The following is a 16,163-nucleotide window of genomic DNA, read 5'->3' on the forward strand; positions in this document are numbered from 1 at the left end:
GAACCTGGGCGCGGGGGCGGGCCGCAGCGGGCCGTCCCCGTCGAGGTAGGTGCCGCGGGCCGCGTTGTGCGGGTGGGCGGCGGCCTCGGTGAGCGAGAGGACGGGCGTGACACAGGCCTGCGTACCGGCGAAGTGCCCGGCCCAGGCGTCCCGGGTACGGCCCGCGAAGACCTCCGCGAAGCGTTTCCGTACGACCGGCCAGGTGTCCGGCGGGCCCTGGGTGCCGCAGCCGGGGTCGTCGGCCAGACCGAGACCGGCCACCAGGTCCGCGTAGAACCGCGGCTCGATCGCGCCGACGGCGACATGCTCGCCGTCCGCGCACCGGTACGTCGTGTAGAACGGCGCGCAGCCGCTGAAGAGGTTGACGCCGCGCTCGTCGGACCACTGCCCGGCGCCGAGGAACCCGTACGTCATGGCGAGCAGCAGCGCGCTGCCGTCGGTCATCGCGGCGTCCACGACCTGGCCGGCGCCCGTGCTGCGGGCGTGCAGCAGCGCGCTGACCACACCGAGGGCGAGGAGCATGCCGCCACCGCCGAAGTCACCGACGAGGTTCAGCGGCGGTACGGGGTCGCCGTCGGCGCGGCCGATCGCGTGCAACACCCCGGTGAGACCTATGTAGTTGATGTCGTGTCCCGGCGCCTGGGCGAGCGGCCCGTCCTGGCCCCAGCCGGTCATCCGCCCGTACACCAGGCGGGGGTTGCGGGCCAGGCACACGTCAGGGCCGAGGCCGAGGCGCTCGGTCACACCGGGCCTGAACCCTTCGAGCAGCGCGTCCGCGGAGTCGACCAGGCGCAGCGCGGCGGCGGCGCCCTCGGGGTGCTTCAGGTCGACGGCCACGGAGCTCCGGCCGCGCAGTAGAACCGTGTCGGCGGCGCTGACCCGCGCTCCGGGCCGCTCGACCCGGACCACTTCGGCGCCGAGCCCGGCGAGCACCATGCCCGCGAAGGGGCCGGGCCCGATGCCGCCGAGCTCGACGATCCGTACGCCCGCGAGCGGACCTGACGCGCCGGTGGTGCTGCCGCTTCGGGTGGCCATCAGCGGCCGGTCCAGCGCGGGGCGCGCTTCTCGGCGAAGGCGCGCGTGCCGTCCTTGGCGTCCTCGGAGGTGAACACCGGTTCCACCAAGGCTTTCTGACGTTCCGTCGCCTCACTCGCGGGCCACACCGTGGAGCCGACGACGACCTCCTTGGTGACCCGGACCGCGAGCGGACCGTTGGCCGCGATGGCGGCGGCCAGCTCCCGTGCCCCGTCCAGGGCGCCGCCGGGCGCGGTGAGCCGGTTGACGAGGCCGTATGCGTGGGCGCGCGGGGCGTCGAGGGAGGCACCGGTCAGGGCCAGTTCCATGGCGATGGGGTACGGCAGCCGCCGCGGCAGGCGAAGGAGTCCACCGGCGGCCGCGACCAGGCCCCGCTTGACCTCGGGCAGGCCGAAGCAGGCGTCATCGGCGGCCACGATCAGGTCGCAGGCCAGGGCGAGTTCACACCCACCGGCCAGCGCGTACCCCTCGACCGCCGCGATCAGCGGCTTACGGGGCGGGGCGTCGGTGAGGCCCGCGAAGCCGCGCCCCTCGACGCTGGGGCGTTCACCCCGCAGGAAGGCCTTGAGGTCCATCCCGGAGCAGAACGTGCCGCCCGCCCCGGTGAGGATGCCGACGCTGAGGTCGGCACGGGCGTCGAGCTCGTCGAGGGCGGCGGCGATGCCCTCGGCCACGCTGAGGTTGACCGCGTTGCGCGCCTCGGGGCGGTCGAGGGTGATGACGGCGACGCCGTCGGAGAACTCGGTGCGGACCGCGTCGGACATGAGTGGTGGCTCCGTAGGGGGTCGGCGGCCGGAGGCCGGGGGAGGAGCGGCGGGTCGTACGGCCGGTGGGTCGTACGGGCAGGCCCTGGAGCAGCGCTACTTGGGTGCCATCCGGATCGCCCCGGCGGCTTCGTCTGCGGTGCGGTCGCCCTCGGCGATCATCTGTCGGTACCGCAGCCGATCTGTTAACTTAACGATCGTTCAGCAAGTGCCGTCCTCAGGCAACCACAGGCCCCAGAACGGTGTCAACGGAAGGGACGACCGTGAGTCTTGAGATCACCGGCACCACGCAGTGGCAGGCCTGGCAGGACCGTGTTCTGCCCCCGGTCGAGCGGGTCCGCGACGGACTGTGGTCCATCCCCGTCCCGATCCCGGACAACCCGCTGCGGTACGTCCTGGTGTACGCCCTGGAATCCGGCGACGGAACCGTCCTCATCGACGCGGGGTGGCCCGCCGAGGAGCCCTGGCGGGCACTCTGCGACGGACTGACCGGGATCGGCACCGGCGTCGAGAACGTCAAGGCCGTCCTCGTCACCCACAACCACGCCGACCACCTCGGCCTCGCGGGCCGGGTGCGCGAGGCCTCGGGCGCGTATGTCGCCCTGCACGCCCTGGACGCGAGCCCGTTGGGACCGGAGCCCGGCACCCGCGAGGAGTGGCGCGGCGACCTGCTGCGCCACCTCACCGGCAACGGCATGCCGGACGCGGAGGCCGTGACCACCGTGGACGCCATGAACGCCGACCTGCTGTTCGGGGCCGCCCGCCCCGATGTGCTGCTCCAGGACGGCGAGCGGATCAAACTGCCCGACCTGGACCTGAACGTGGTGTGGACGCCCGGACACAGCCCCGGCCACTCCTGCTTCCACGAGCCGGGCCGGCGCCTGCTGTTCTCCGGCGACCACGTCCTGCCCCGGATCACACCCGCCGTCGGCGTGTACGCGAGGACCGTCGGCGATCCGCTCGCCGACTTCCTGCTCTCCCTGGAACGCCTGGCGCGGTTCGACGTGGAGGAGGTCCTGCCCGCGCACGAGTACCGCTTCCGCCGCCTCGACCAGCGCCTGGCGCAGATGGCACGGCACCACACCGAACGCCTCGCGGAGACCTTCGCCGCCGTACGCGCCGAGCCCGGAGCCACCGGCTGGGAACTCGCCGCCCGCCTGGAGTGGTCCCGCCCCTGGCAGGCCTTCGGCACCCAGCAACGCCGCTTCGCCCTGGGCGAGACGCTGGCCCACCTCCAACTCCTCGCCACCCGGGGCGAGATCAGCACCGAGCACCCCGGTGAGCCCGACCCCGAGCCCGACGGGCCGACCCGCTGGTACGTGAGCGCCGGTGAAGCGGTCGTACGAGGCTGATTCGTGTGCGTTGACACTGCTGTGCCCTCCTGCGAAAGTGTGCTGGCCGAACGATCGTTCAGGTATTGATCGTCGCTGTACGGCACGTGCTCGGAACCTTCCCGACGCAGAGGGAGCAGCCATGCGGGAGCACGCGAGCGACGCGGTGCACGCCGCCCGCCGGATGTCCTACGGGGCCCAACTCGCCCGGTGCGCACGTAAGTTCCCCGACCGCGTCGCGGTACGGCACGGGGACCGCGAGCTGACCTTCCCTGAGCTCGACGCACGGGTCTCCCGGCTCGCCAACGCCCTCACGGCGCGTGGCGTCGGGCGCGGGGACCGGGTCGCGATCGTCATGCACAACCGGATCGAGGTGGCCGAGGCGTTCCTGGCCACCGCACGGCTCGGCGCGATCTCCGTACCGGTCAACTTCCGCCTGGTCCCGGACGAGATCGCGTACATCCTCGCGGACAGCGGAGCCACCGCCCTCCTCGTCGACACCCCACTGGCCGCCACCTGCGCCGAAGCCGTCCGCGCACTCGACGACCCGCCGCGCACCGTCCTGGTGGCAGGGGAGGACGACGGGTCCGGTGTCGTGCGGGCGGGCCCGCGCGCCGAGCCGTACGAGGCCGCGCTCGCCGCCGCCACCGCCGAGGATCCGGGCATCGACGTACCCGAGAACGCCCCCGCGTTCCTCATGTACACCTCCGGCACCACCGGCCGCCCGAAGGGTGCCGTCCTCACCCACCTCAACCTCGTCATGGCCACGTACGCGGTGCTCGCCGCGACCGGCGGGGTGCGGCAGGAGCCCGCGGCCGTCCTTGTCGGGGTGCCGATGTTCCACATCAGCGGGCTCAACAACACGCTGCGCGGGCTCATCGACGGCGGCCGGGTCGTGATCGACGCGTCGACCCGCTTCGACCCGGCGGCGCTCGTCGAGCTGCTGGAGCGCGAGCAGATCACCAGCTGCTTCCTCGTACCGAGTCAGTGGCAGGCGGTGTGCGCGGTGCCCGGCATCGAGGACCGGCGACTCGCGCTGCGCACCCTCGTCTGGGGCGCCTCCGTCGCCCCGCCCTCTGTTCTTCAGGCGCTGCGCGACCGCTTCCCGGAGGCGCCCGCGTACAGCGCGTTCGGACAGACCGAGATGAGCCCGACCACCACCATGCTGCGGGCCGAGGACGCGGTACGGAAGATGGGTTCTGTCGGCACGCCGCTGCCCGGCATCGAGGTGCGCGTCGTCGACGAGGACATGAACGACGTACCGGTCGGCGCGGTGGGCGAGGTGGTGTACCGGGGGCCGACGACCATGCTCGGGTACTGGAACAAGCCCGAGGAGACCGAAGAGGCCTTCGCGGGCGGCTGGTTCCACTCCGGGGACCTGTGCCGTATGGACGGCGAGGGCTTCCTCTATGTCGTCGACCGCAAGAAGGACATGATCATCTCCGGCGGGGAGAACATCTACTGCGCCGAGGTAGAGGCCGCCATCGACGCCCACCCGGGCGTGGCCGAGGTCGCGGTGATCGGCGTGGACCACCCGAGGTGGGTGCAGACACCGCGCGCGGTGGTCGTACCGGCCGATCCGGCGGCCCCGCCGAGCGAACGCGACATCATCGCGCACTGCCGGGACCGGCTCGCCTCGTACAAGAAGCCCACCTCGGTGGTGTTCACGGACGCGCTGCCGCGCAACGCGAGCGGCAAGATCCAGAAGTTCCGGCTGCGCGAGCGGTACGGAGCGGAAGACGCCGGTACGGGCAGTGGCACAGGCGCAGGCGTCGACGCCCACACCCGCATCGGCACCCCCTCCGTCCCCGAACCGCCGAGGAGCGTCAAGTGACCGATTCCGTACGGGTGGAGCGCGGCGATGACGCCACCGCTGTCGTCACCCTGAACCGCCCCGAGGTGCGCAACGCCATCGACGCGGAGCTGCTGCACGGGCTGCGTACGGCCCTGCGCGAGCTGGACGAGGACTAGAGCCTGTCCGGCGGATCTTGCCGGGGTCGCGGGGCTTTCCACGCCGACCTGCGGCGTTGTCGTCGGTTGCCATGGCTCCGCCATGTCGCCCTCCTCCGCCTTGCATCTCGACGCACCAAGCCCCGCTCACCAGCACGTACAAGCGGACGTCGACTTGATCCGGCCTGATCCGCCGGACAGGCCCTAGTCGGTCGGCGCGATCGTCCTGACCGGCGCCGACCCCGCCTTCTGCGCGGGCCTCGACCTGCGTGCCCTCAGCGCCGCGCCCGGCGACCTGAGCGATGGGACGGTCGACCGGTCCGTGTCGCGGCCGCCCTGGGGTGAGCCCCTGCGCACGCCGCTGATCGGCGCGGTCAACGGGGCCGCCGTGACCGGCGGGCTCGAACTCGCCCTGAACTGCGACCTCTTGATCGCCTCCGAGCGGGCCCGGTTCGCCGACACCCACGCCCGCGTCGGCATCCTGCCCGGCTGGCGGCTCTCCGTCCTGCTGCCACTGTTCGTCGGCTCGGGCCTCGCCCGCCGGATGAGCCTGACCGGCGACTTCCTGCCGGCCACCGAAGCGCTCCGGGCCGGCCTGGTCACCGAGGTCGTGCCGCACGAGCAACTCCTCCCGGCTGCCCGGTCGTTGGCCGCGACCATCGCGGCGAACGACCCGGCCGCGGTGCGGGCGCTGCTCGGCTCCTACCGGCGCATCGAGGCCCAACTCGTGGGCGACGGTGACCGGGTGGAGGCCGCGTCCGCCCGCGACTGGCGCGCCTCTGCGACCGCCCCCGCGGACGTGGCGGGCCGCCGCGCCGCGATCATCGCCCGCGGCCGCGACCAGAACCGGGCGTAAACCGCGGGCACGCCGACCCCGCATGCCTTCCCTGAATCGCAGTGCCAGTTCATCGGCCCGCGCCCGCACCGTGGACAGCTCTCGCACGGGAGGCTACCTTAACGATCGTTCGACTAAGAGCTTGCGAGGCCGAGCCAAGAGGCAGACCCACTCCGGTACGAGAAGAGGTTGCCGTGCGCCGTACGGTGTTCGACGAGGACCATGAGGCGTTCCGTGTGACGCTGCGGGACTTCATCGCGAAAGAGGTCGTTCCCGTCCACCACGAGTGGGAGGAACAGGGCCATCCGCCGCGGGACTTCTACCGCAAGCTCGGTGAGCTGGGTGTGCTCGGCATCCAGGTGCCGGAGGAGTTCGGCGGTGCGGGGGAGGCCAGCTTCAAGTTCGCGGCCGTCGCCGCCGAGGAGACCACCCGCGCCGGGGTGTCCTTCGGCAACTACTCGGTGCACGCGAACCTGATCCTGCCGTACCTCATGGCGTACGCGAGCGAGGAGCAGAAGCGGCGCTGGCTGCCCGGCTTCGCCTCCGGCGACCTCATGACCGCCATCGCGATGACGGAGCCCGGCACCGGCTCCGACCTGGCCAACATCCAGACCAGGGCGCACCGTTCGGCCGACGGCACGCACTACGTCCTCAACGGCGCCAAGACCTTCATCACCGGCGGCGCCCTCGCGGACCTGGTGCTCGTCGTCGCCCGCACCGCGCCGTACGACCCGGAGGACCGCCGGGCCGGACTGTCCATCCTCTGTGTGGAGTCGAGCAGTGAGGGCTTCGCGGTGGGCCGCAAGCTGCAGAAGATCGGCCTGAAGGCCTCGGACACTGCTGAACTCTCCTTCAGCGACGTGAAGGTGCCGGTCGAGAACCTGCTCGGCGCCGAGGGTGAGGGCTTCTCGTACCTCTCCCACAACCTGCCGCAGGAGCGGCTGACCATCGCGCTCGGCGGTGCCGCGACCGCCGCGGCTGCGCTGCGCTTCGCGACCGACTACGTGCGGGAGCGCACGATCTTCGGGAAGCCCGTGGCGCACTTCCAGAACACCAAGTTCGTGCTCGCCGAGTGCGCCACCGAGGTCGAGGCCGCCCAGCTCATGGCGGACCGTGCCCTGGAGCTGCACGACGAGGGCGAGCTGACCGTCGCCGACGCCGCGAAGGCCAAGCTGTTCTGCACCGAGGTCGCGGGCCGCGTCATCGACAAGTGCCTCCAGCTGCACGGGGGTTACGGGTACGTGACCGAGTACCCCATCGCCCGCCTGTACGCGGACACGCGGGTCTCCCGTATCTACGGCGGCACCAGCGAAGTCATGAAGACCATCATCGCCAAGTCTCTGGGCCTCTGAGCCCCCGGCACTTGATCTGGGCCTCTGAGGCCTCGCCATTTGAACGGAAGGCAGCCCAACAGCATGCAGATCAACGGCAGTTCGGCCCTCGTCACCGGCGGCGCATCCGGCCTCGGGCGCGCCACCGCCCAGCGGCTCGCGGCGCAGGGCGCCCACGTCGTCATCGTCGACCTCGCATCGTCGGACGGCGAAGCGGTCGCCAAGGAGATCGGCGCCACCTTCGTGCCCGGCGATGTCACCAGCGAGGCCGGCATCACCGCCGCGGTCGGCGCCGCGACCGCCCTCGCCCCGCTGCGGATCACCGTCAACTGTGCCGGTATCGGCAGCGCGGGCCGCACGGTCGGCAAGGAAGGCCCGTACGACCTGGAGCTTTTCCGCAAGGTCGTCGAGGTCAACCTGATCGGCACCTTCAACGTGATCCGCCTGGCGGCCGCGGCGATGGGCGGCAACGAGCCCGTCGACGGCGACCGCGGCGTCATCGTCAACACCGCCTCGGTGGCGGCCTTCGACGGGCAGATCGGGCAGTGCTCGTACTCCGCGTCCAAGGGCGGTGTCGTCGGCATGACCCTGCCCATCGCCCGCGACCTGGCGCGCACGAACATCCGCGTCATGACCATCGCGCCCGGACTCTTCGAGACCCCGATGCTGGGCCGGCTCCCGCAGGAGGCCCGCGACTCGCTCGGCGCGCAGGTCCCGCACCCGAGCCGGCTCGGACAGGCCGGTGAGTACGCGCAGTTGGTGGAGGCGATCGTCACCAACCCGATGCTCAACGGCGAGACCATCCGCCTGGACGGCGCCATCCGCATGGCTCCTCGCTAGCCGTCCTTGCTCCAACACCGGTACATATCCAGGGAGTTCAGCATGCGTGACGCAGTCATCGTCGACGCCGTCCGTACCGCCGTCGGCAAGGGCAGGCCGGGCGGTGCGCTGTCCGGTGTGCATCCCGTCGACCTGTCCGCGCACGTCCTGCGGGCGCTGGCCGAGCGCAACGGCCTCGATCCGGGGACCGTCGACGACGTCGTCTGGGGCTGTGTGTCCCAGGCCGGCGAGCAGGCCGGAGGCGTCGGCCGGTACGCGGTGCTCGCGGCGGGCTGGCCCGAGCACGTGCCCGGACTGACCGTCGACCGCCAGTGCGGGTCCTCGCAGCAGGCCGTGCACCAGGCCGCCGCCGGGGTCATCGCCGGGCAGTACGACATCGCCGTGGCCGGTGGCGTCGAGTCGATGTCGCGGGTGCCGATGGGCTCGGCCCGCGCCGAGGGCAGGCTCGGGGAGCCGTTCGGACCGCTGGTCGGGGAGCGCTACGACCACGTCCGCTTCAACCAGGGCGTCGGCGCCGAGATGATCGCCGAGGAGTTCGGGCTGCGCCGTGAGGAGCTCGACCAGCACGCCCTCGACTCGCACGCGCGCGCCGCCCGCGCCGTCGACGAGGGCCGCTTCAAGGGCCAGATCACGCCGGTGACCCTCGCGGACGGCACCGTCTTCGACACCGACGAGGGCATCCGCAGGGGCGGCACCCTGGAGGCGCTCGGCGGCCTGAAGACGCCGTTCAAGGAGGGCGGTGTCATCTCGGCGGGCAACGCCTCGCAGATCTCCGACGGCGCGGCGGCGCTGCTCGTCACCACCAGCGAGACCGCCGCCCGCAACGGCTGGACCCCGATCACCCGCTTCCACACCGGAGTGGTCACCGGCGTCGACCCGGTCACCATGCTCAAGGGCCCGATCCCCGCCACCCGTAAGGCACTTGAGCGCGCGGGACTCGGCATCGACGAGATCGGCGCGTACGAGATCAACGAGGCCTTCGCCTCGGTCTCGCTCGGCTGGCAGCGGCAGACCGGCGCCGACTACGAACGGCTCAACCCCAACGGCGGCGCCATGGCCCTCGGCCACCCCCTCGGCGGCTCCGGCGCCCGCCTCATGACCACCCTCGTCCACCACATGTCGGACCACGGCATCCGCTACGGACTCCAGTCCATGTGCGAGGGCGGCGGCATGGCCAACGCCACTGTCCTGGAACTGCTCTGACGGTTGATCAGGTGCGGTGCGTGACGGTCCCTCAGGAGGGGTACGTGTGACTCCTCCCCCTCCTGAAGGAGGGGGCTTCTCGCTATGCCGGGTTGGCGTTGCGACGGACCAGCCCGGCCCGTAGAACGTTGAGTGCCCCGACCGTGTCCGCGTGTGCTTGGTGGCCGCACGCCGTGCAGTGGAACTTCTCCTGTGTGGGCCGGTTCTCCGCGCTGACGTGCCCGCATTCGGGGCAGGTCCGGGAAGTATTGCGGGGGTCCACGGCGATCACTTCCCGTCCGGCGCTCTCAGCCTTGGCGTACAGGATCGTCAGGAACACCCCCCAACCGGCATCGTTGATCGACTTGTTCAGCCCGGCCTTCGCCGAGGCCCCGTTGGCCAGGAAGCTGCCCGGTGTCTCGGGGTCGGGCTTCGGCTTGGGGGCCTTGCTCATGTTGCGGATCTTGAGGTCCTCGTGCGCGATCAAGTCGTGTGCGCGGACCAGGCCGAGCGCGGTCTTGTGCGCGTGGTCGAGGCGCTGGCGACGCACCGTACGGTGCAGGTCGGCGACCTTCTCAACGGCCCGCTGGTGGTTGGCTGTTCGCCTCTCGCGGCGCACCCGGGGGAAGCGGGCAAGGGCCTGCTGTGCGGCTTCGAGTTTCGCGGCGGCCTTCCGGCCGTGGCGCGGGTTGGGTACGAACTCGCCGTTCGAGTCGGTGAGGAAGTTGGCTATGCCCAGGTCGATGCCGACCACACTGCCCGTCTCGGGCAGCGGCTCGGGCTGCTCCTGCTCAGCGGTCAGGGCGACGTACCACTTCCGGCCCTCGCGCTTGACCGAGATGGTCTTGACCTTGCCGACCACGGGCCGGTGCTGGTTGACCTTGACGTGCCCCACGCCTTGGAATCGGACGCGGGTGACCGGGTCGTGCGGGGTGGAGTCCCAGCGGCAGCCGTCACCGTCCTTGGGAAAGTCGACCGTGTCGAACCAGTTCACGCCCCGGAAGCGCGGATATCCCGGTGTGTCACCGGATTTGACCCGCCGGAAGAACCCGGCGAACGCCTTGTCAAGGCGGCGCAAGGTGGCCTGCTGTGAGCTGAAAGACCAGCGCCCTTGCCGCTCGGGGTCGAACGCCCGGATCTCCTTGAGCTGCGCGGACTGCTGCCCGTACTTCACGGATGTCTTCGAGACATGCCGGTAGGCGTCGCGGCGTTCCTGCAACGCTCCGTTGTAGAGCGAGCAGTGGTCACGGAGCATCTCGCCGAGCGCGATCGTCTGCCCCACGGTGGGCCGCATGAGGAACTTGTACGCACGCATCAACCGACCCACCCCCCAAGGCCATTTCAGCGACCATATGAGGTATTACGCCCTGCTGGAAGCCAAATCCCGATATCGGTGTTGGTCCCGCCCCTACTTCGCCGGTTCCTGCGGCGGCGCCCCGCTGACCGTGGCCCGCCAGTACATCGAGGACCAGAAGCGGCCCGTGGGCTGAGGTCAATAGTGCGGACCCCTGCTGACAGTGAGGGTCAGAGCAGCCCTCGGCGTCGCGGCGGCGGCGGCCTGAACAAGTCGCCGGCCTGAACGGACCCGGCGCCCCCCCCTGCCGACCTGCCCTTTCGGTGCGGAGCGAGTTGGCCGTGCGCGAGTCGAGCGGGTACATCTTGAGGGCGACAACAGGCAACGCCCCGAGTGGAGGACCCCATGCACGCCGTCGACGCAAAGCTTCGCGACCGGCTCGCGGCCCGGATCGACGCGTACAAGGACCGGCTGCTCGACCTCAGCCACCAGCTCCACGACGACCCGGAGACCTCCTTCGAGGAGACCCGCGCGGCCGAGGCGGTGGCGACCCTCCTGGAGGAGGCCGGGTTCGCGGTGGAGCGCGGCGCCTGCGAGCTGCCGACAGCGCTCACCGCGACGTACGGCAGCGGCGACCTGACGATCGGCGTGTGCGCCGAGTACGACGCGCTGCCGGACCTCGGCCACGCCTGCGGGCACAACGTCATCTGCGCGGCGGGCGTCGGCGCGGCCATCGCCCTCACCGCCGCCGCGGACGAACTGGGCTTCCGTGTGAAGCTGCTCGGCACCCCGGCCGAGGAGGAGGGCGGCGGCAAGGTCCTCATGCTGGAGCGCGGCGCCTTCGACGACGTGACGGTGGCGATGATGGTGCACCCCGCGGCCGTGGACGATGTCGACCCGCGCGGCTCCAGCACCGCCGTCGGCCGCTTCGAGATCACCTTCACCGGCCGCGCCGCACACGCGGCGGCCGCCCCCGAGTGCGGACTCAACGCCTCGGACGCGGCGGTGGTGGCGCAGGTCGCCGTCGGCCAGTTGCGCCAGCAGCTCCGCGACGGCTACCGGGTCGCGGGCATCGTCCGGCACGGCGGCGAGCGCACCAACATCATCCCGGAGCGCACCGTCCTGGAGTACGAGGTGCGCACCCCCACCGGCGAGGAACTGGAGGCCCTGCGCGAGCGGGTGCTCAACTGCTTCCGCGGCGCCGCCCTCGCCACCGGCACCACCCTGGACATCCGCCGTATCCAGCCCGACTACCTCGAACTGCGCCACGACACCGAGCTGATGGCGAGCTACGCCCGCAATCTGCGCGCCCTCGGCCGCGAAGTGCCCGAGCCGGGCCCGGTCCCGCGCGGCACCGGAGCCTCCACCGACATGGGCAACGTCACCCACGCGCTGCCCGCCATCCACCCCGCGCTCGGCATCCTGGGTGCCCAAGGCACCCCGCACACACGGGAGTTCGCGGCGGAGACGGCGACCCCGGCCGCCGACGAGGCCGCGCTCGCCGGTGCGCTCGCGCTTGCCTGGACGGGCCTCGACCTCGCGGCCGACCCGGAGTGGCGCACCCGCAGCCTGGCCGCGAGGGCGCTCTCGTACGTACGCGAATGAACGATCGTTCAACACGTTAGGATGCCCGCAGACGGGGCACGTGGGCAGCACGAGGAGGACACCGGTGCGAGGCACAGGACGAGGAACAGGCCGGCAGGCCATCCTGGACGCCGCCCGGCACGAGTTCGGGGAGCGCGGGTACGCGGCCGCGTCCATCCGCGACATCGCCCGGCGGGCCGGGGTGAGCCTCTCTGCGATGTACCACTACTACACCGGCAAGCAGGAGCTGCTGCACGCGCTGGTGAACGGCAGCGGGCAGGCCTACTTCGACTCCTGCCACAAGGAGTTGGAGTCCGCGGGCGACGACCCGGGCGAGCGGCTCGCCGCCCTGGTGCGGGCCACGGTGCGCTACCGCGCCGAGTACCGCCTGGAGAGCAACCTGACCCTCGCCGAGTGGCGCAGCATGGCCGAGGAGCAGTTGGAGGAGTTCCGGCGCCGGCAGTTCGACGGCACCCGGATGTTCAAGGAGGTCGTCGAGGACGGCGTCGACCGGGGCGTCTTCCGCACCCCGCACCCCACGGACGCCCGCCGCGGCGTCATCGCGATGTGCAACGCCGTCGCGCAGTGGTACCGCGAGGGCGGCGAGGAGAGCGTTGACGATCTGGCCGAGCGGTACGTGGAACTGGCCCTGGTCCTCGTCGAGTACCGCCCGACCACGCGACGGACGCGGGGCTAGGTTTCACCTGACGCGTGGTCGGGTCAGCGGACCGCCCACTGACCCGTGAACTCAGGTTCCCGCTTGGCGTTGAAGGCCGCGAAGGCGGCCGGGGCGTCCTCGGTGGCGAAGTTGACGGCCTGGGCGCGGGCCTCGCTCGCCAGGGCGTCGCGCAGGGTGCGGTCGGTGCCCTCGTTGAGCAGCGCCTTGTTCTGCGCCTGAGCCACCGGCGGCCCCGCGGCGAGCCGGTTGCCGAGGTCGGTGACGAACGCGTCGAGCCCGTCGGGCTCGACCAGCCAGGTCACCAGACCGAGGCGGTGCGCCTCGGCGGCGTCGATCATCTCGGCGAGCAGGGCGAGGCGCTTGGCCTGCTGGAGCCCGACCAGCCTGGGGAGTTGCCAGGACCCGCCGAAGTCCAGGGACAGGCCGCGGCGCGCGAAGATCTGCGAGAACCGGGCGCGCGGCGTGGCCACCACGAGATCGCAGCCGAGTGCCAGGTTCCAGCCAGCCCCGACCGCGACGCCGTCGACCTTCGCGACGGTCGGCTTCGGCAGCTCGTGCAGCAGCAACGCCACATCGTTGAGCTTCCGCATCCGGCCCAACGGGTGCGGCGGGGGAGCGTCGTCGTCCTTGGGGGACAGGTCGGCCCCGGCACTGAACTCGCCCCCGGCGCCGGTCAGTACGACCGCCCGCACCGTCGGGTCGTCGCCCGCGTCGGCCAGGGCGCGACCGAGCGCGGTCCAGAGTTCGGGAGTGATGGCGTTCTTGCGCCGTGGCCGGTTCAGGGTCAGCGTCAGGACGCCGTCGACGCGGTCGGTCAGCAGCACGGGCTCGTCGGTCATGACGGGGCCCCACCCTTCCTCGCGGCACGGGAGACGCTCGGAAGTTAGCGAACAATCGTTAAGTAGTCAATCAGGGGTGGAGGAGGGGGAGTTGCCCGCCCCCGACAGCCTCCGCGTGTCCAGTGGCACCGTCCCCGCCGCGTAGCCGCGTTTGTCCAGGAGGCGGCCGACCAGTTTGAGCGGGCGGATGGTGACGCTGCGGTCGACGATGTCGACGCTCGGCAGGGTGCGCGAAATACGGATCTCCAACTGCTGCACATCGGGCAGCGACCGCAGCCACACCGCCACGATCAGGTTGTACGGGCCCGCCGTGCCCATGACCGCGCGCACCTCGGGGAGCCGGGCCAGGGCGTGCCCGGCCGCGTCCATGTGCTCGGGTGCCACCCGCGCGAAGAACCAGGCGTACACCGGCCAGCCGGTCAGCGGGCGGGCCAACTCGCAGCGCATCCGCACCTGTTGGTCGGCCAGCATCCGGTTGAGGCGGCGGCGCGCGGTGCTCACGCTCACCGAGGCCGCCGCCGCGAGCGCGTCGAGGGAGGCCCGGCCGTCGGCGGCCAGGGTCACGGCGATCGCCCAGTCCTCGTCGGTGAGCGGCCGCAGCGTCGGCGTGTGCTCGGCCGGCTCCGGGGTCATCAGGGAGATCTGCGCGCGGTCGAGGGTACGCAGCCGCCAGCGGCTGGCCTCGATGTAGTTCTTCACCTGGAGATGGCTGCGCACCCGGTGCAGGTGGCGCACACCGCCGAGGCGTTCCAGGAGGTAGTCGGCGAGCACCTCCTCGTCCGGCGTGTGCAGCGTGACGAAGACATCGCGGTCGCCCGCGGTCACGTCGACGGTCATGGCCTGCGGGTCCTGGGCGAGCTCGCGGGCCACCGCCAGGCTGTGGCCCGGCTCGCAGACGATCTCGATGAACGCCGTCGACTGGCGCTCCGTCTCCGGCGGATAGCAGCTCACCCACGCCGCCCCGGCCCGCGTCAGCCGGGCCCAGCGGCGGGCCGCGGTCACCGGGTCGAGGCCGAGCACCTTGCCGACCAGCGCCCACGGGGCGCGCGGCTGGATCTGCAGGGCGTTGACCAGCTGCAGATCCAGCTCGTCGAGCGTGACGTGATCCTGCATTCCTGACTCATTCCTGACAGAAATCTGCGCGCCGACCGGTAACTCTGGGATCCGCTTCACCATCTCACACCAACGCCCGCACCTTCGTGGGCGGCGGAACGCGGAGTGAGGAACGAGGGCCGACGTGGCTACCGAAAGCACTGTGGAGAGCACCGCGGAGAGCACTGCGGAGATCACCGCTCACAAGGACGCCGTACGGCGGCGGATCGAGGAGCGGCGCGCGCGGCTGATCGCGCTCAGCCGCAGCATCCACGCCGAACCCGAGCTGTCCTTCGAGGAGTACCGCTCGGCCGACAAGGTCATCGAGCACCTCTCCGAGGCGGGCTTCGCCGTCGAGAAGGGCGTCGGCGGACTCGACACGGCCTTCTCGGCCACCCTGGGCTCCGGCGACCTGGTCGTCGGGATCTGCGCCGAGTACGACGCGCTGCCGGAGATCGGCCACGCCTGCGGCCACAACGTCATCGCGGCCTCCGCCGTGGGCGCGGCCCTCGGCCTCGCGGCGGTCGCGGACGACCTGGGCATCCGCGTGAAGGTCGTCGGCACACCCGCCGAGGAGCACGGCGGCGGCAAGGTGCTGCTGCTCGAACGGGGCGTCTTCGACGACGTGACCGTCTCGATGATGGTGCACCCCGCCCAGGAGGACTCCCACCCGGCGGCCTTCCGCAGCCAGGCCGTCAGCCGCTTCGCGGTCACGTACACCGGGCGCCCCTCGCACGCCGCGGCCGCCCCGCACCTCGGGGTCAACGCCGCCGACGCCATGGTGGTCGCGCAGGTCGCCGTCGCCACGCTCCGCCAGCAGATCACCGCGAACTGCCGTATCGGACTGTTCGTACGCGAGGGCGGCACCGCCACCAACATCATTCCGGAGCGCACCGTCGTCGACTGCGAGGTGCGGGCCTTCGAACTGGCCGAGCTGACCGCCCTCAAGGAGCGTGTCATGGCCTGCTTCCAGGCGGGCGCCCTCGCCAGCGGCTGCACCATGGACAGCGCACCCACCGAGCCGGACTACGCCGAGCTGTGGCAGGACCCCGCGCTCGCCGACCTCTTCGCGGCCAACCTCACGGCCACCGGCCGGGACGTGCCGGACAGCCAGCACCGGCTGACCGGCGGCTCCACCGACATGGGCAACGTCTCCCAGGTGGTGCCCAGCATCCACCCGGCCATCGCCGTCATCGGCGCCCAGCACGCCCCGCACACCCGCGGCTTCGCCCAGGACACCGGCACCCCCGCCGCCGACGACGCGGTCATCGACGGCGCCCTCGCCATGGCCTGGACCGCCGTCGACGCGGCCGCCGACGGCACGCTCCGCGAGGACCTCGCCGTACGCCGCCGTAGCGGACTCACCGACCCGGCGGCCGCCACCACCCGCTGAGCCCCGCCCCCAGG

At 71.8% G+C, this 16,163-nt stretch carries 15 protein-coding genes and 1 pseudogene; 11 read left to right on the plus strand and 5 right to left on the minus strand.

Translation table 11 applies throughout. The features are described 5' to 3' along the window. Together GUY60_RS19815 and GUY60_RS19820 are read right to left on the minus strand one after the other, a co-directional pair. A partial coding sequence (locus GUY60_RS19815; protein WP_161699700.1) for a CaiB/BaiF CoA transferase family protein occupies positions 1-1,035 on the minus strand: 1,035 nt, incomplete at its 3' end. Beyond that, positions 1,035-1,799, minus strand: coding sequence for a crotonase/enoyl-CoA hydratase family protein (locus GUY60_RS19820; RefSeq protein ID WP_161699701.1), 765 nt, complete (start codon positions 1,797-1,799; stop codon positions 1,035-1,037). The genes GUY60_RS19820 and GUY60_RS19815, both read right to left, overlap by 1 nt. Positions 1,800-2,062: 263 nt before the next feature. On the opposite strand from GUY60_RS19820, the gene GUY60_RS19825 reads away from it, so the two are divergent. From GUY60_RS19825 to GUY60_RS19855, 7 genes are all read left to right on the plus strand, one after another. Continuing rightward, a complete protein-coding gene (locus tag GUY60_RS19825) occupies positions 2,063-3,151 on the plus strand; it encodes an MBL fold metallo-hydrolase (protein WP_223178704.1) in 1,089 nt (362 codons plus the stop codon). Positions 3,152-3,272: 121 nt separating this feature from the next. Then, on the plus strand, positions 3,273-4,964 hold the full coding sequence (locus GUY60_RS19830) for a long-chain-fatty-acid--CoA ligase (protein WP_223178705.1): 1,692 nt from the start codon (positions 3,273-3,275) through the stop codon (positions 4,962-4,964). After that, positions 4,961-5,101, plus strand: a complete 141-nt coding sequence (locus GUY60_RS19835) for a hypothetical protein (protein WP_161699703.1) — start codon at positions 4,961-4,963, stop codon at positions 5,099-5,101. Before GUY60_RS19830 ends, GUY60_RS19835 begins: the two co-directional genes overlap by 4 nt. A 199-nt stretch (positions 5,102-5,300) precedes the next feature. Further along, on the plus strand, positions 5,301-5,936 hold the full coding sequence (locus GUY60_RS19840) for an enoyl-CoA hydratase (RefSeq protein ID WP_161699724.1): 636 nt from the start codon (positions 5,301-5,303) through the stop codon (positions 5,934-5,936). Positions 5,937-6,109: 173 nt separating this feature from the next. Further along, positions 6,110-7,267 carry an acyl-CoA dehydrogenase family protein gene (locus tag GUY60_RS19845; RefSeq protein ID WP_161699705.1) on the plus strand — a complete coding sequence of 386 codons (1,158 nt, stop codon included), beginning with the start codon at positions 6,110-6,112 and terminating at the stop codon, positions 7,265-7,267. 63 nt (positions 7,268-7,330) lie between these two features. Then, complete coding sequence (locus GUY60_RS19850) at positions 7,331-8,086, plus strand: 3-hydroxyacyl-CoA dehydrogenase (protein WP_161699707.1); 756 nt, start codon at positions 7,331-7,333, stop codon at positions 8,084-8,086. Between the two features lie 42 nt (positions 8,087-8,128). After that, a complete protein-coding gene (locus GUY60_RS19855) occupies positions 8,129-9,289 on the plus strand; it encodes a thiolase family protein (RefSeq protein ID WP_161699709.1) in 1,161 nt (386 codons plus the stop codon). Positions 9,290-9,371: 82 nt separating this feature from the next. Here GUY60_RS19855 and GUY60_RS19860 read toward each other — a convergent pair whose 3' ends face one another. Next, positions 9,372-10,586, minus strand: a complete 1,215-nt coding sequence (locus tag GUY60_RS19860) for an RNA-guided endonuclease InsQ/TnpB family protein (protein WP_161699711.1) — start codon at positions 10,584-10,586, stop codon at positions 9,372-9,374. Positions 10,587-10,644: 58 nt separating this feature from the next. Here GUY60_RS19860 and GUY60_RS39960 point away from each other — a divergent pair. From GUY60_RS39960 to GUY60_RS19875, 3 genes and pseudogenes are all read left to right on the plus strand, one after another. Then, a pseudogene (locus GUY60_RS39960) lies at positions 10,645-10,758 on the plus strand (transposase); the annotation flags it as partial. 209 nt (positions 10,759-10,967) lie between these two features. Then, a complete protein-coding gene (locus GUY60_RS19870; RefSeq protein ID WP_161699713.1) occupies positions 10,968-12,167 on the plus strand; it encodes an amidohydrolase in 1,200 nt (399 codons plus the stop codon). A 64-nt stretch (positions 12,168-12,231) separates the two neighbouring features. After that, positions 12,232-12,843, plus strand: coding sequence for a TetR/AcrR family transcriptional regulator (locus tag GUY60_RS19875; protein ID WP_161699714.1), 612 nt, complete (start codon positions 12,232-12,234; stop codon positions 12,841-12,843). Positions 12,844-12,866: 23 nt separating this feature from the next. Here GUY60_RS19875 and GUY60_RS19880 read toward each other — a convergent pair whose 3' ends face one another. Both GUY60_RS19880 and GUY60_RS19885 read right to left on the minus strand, forming a co-directional pair. Further along, positions 12,867-13,664 (minus strand): enoyl-CoA hydratase/isomerase family protein, encoded by a 798-nt coding sequence (locus GUY60_RS19880; RefSeq protein ID WP_161699716.1) that lies wholly within the window; start codon positions 13,662-13,664, stop codon positions 12,867-12,869. A gap of 66 nt (positions 13,665-13,730) precedes the next feature. Beyond that, positions 13,731-14,777 carry an Lrp/AsnC family transcriptional regulator gene (locus GUY60_RS19885; RefSeq protein ID WP_161699718.1) on the minus strand — a complete coding sequence of 349 codons (1,047 nt, stop codon included), beginning with the start codon at positions 14,775-14,777 and terminating at the stop codon, positions 13,731-13,733. A 124-nt stretch (positions 14,778-14,901) separates the two neighbouring features. Here GUY60_RS19885 and GUY60_RS19890 point away from each other — a divergent pair, with 124 nt between their 5' ends. Beyond that, positions 14,902-16,149 carry an amidohydrolase gene (locus GUY60_RS19890; protein ID WP_312866358.1) on the plus strand — a complete coding sequence of 416 codons (1,248 nt, stop codon included), beginning with the start codon at positions 14,902-14,904 and terminating at the stop codon, positions 16,147-16,149. Positions 16,150-16,163 lie beyond the last annotated feature (14 nt).

The organism is Streptomyces boluensis (assembly GCF_009908195.1).
GTDB classification, from domain to species: domain Bacteria; phylum Actinomycetota; class Actinomycetes; order Streptomycetales; family Streptomycetaceae; genus Streptomyces; species Streptomyces boluensis.

Bases quoted from the DNA above. Each gene is read 5' to 3' on its own strand.
- GUY60_RS19885 (WP_161699718.1), bottom strand. From the start codon at position 14,777: ATGCAGGATCACGTCACGCTCGACGAGCTGGATCTGCAGCTGGTCAAC.
- GUY60_RS19820 (WP_161699701.1), bottom strand. From the start codon at position 1,799: ATGTCCGACGCGGTCCGCACCGAGTTCTCCGACGGCGTCGCCGTCATC.
- GUY60_RS19880 (WP_161699716.1), bottom strand. From the start codon at position 13,664: ATGACCGACGAGCCCGTGCTGCTGACCGACCGCGTCGACGGCGTCCTG.
- GUY60_RS19870 (WP_161699713.1), top strand. From the start codon at position 10,968: ATGCACGCCGTCGACGCAAAGCTTCGCGACCGGCTCGCGGCCCGGATC.
- GUY60_RS19850 (WP_161699707.1), top strand. From the start codon at position 7,331: ATGCAGATCAACGGCAGTTCGGCCCTCGTCACCGGCGGCGCATCCGGC.
- GUY60_RS19830 (WP_223178705.1), top strand. From the start codon at position 3,273: ATGCGGGAGCACGCGAGCGACGCGGTGCACGCCGCCCGCCGGATGTCC.
- GUY60_RS19855 (WP_161699709.1), top strand. From the start codon at position 8,129: ATGCGTGACGCAGTCATCGTCGACGCCGTCCGTACCGCCGTCGGCAAG.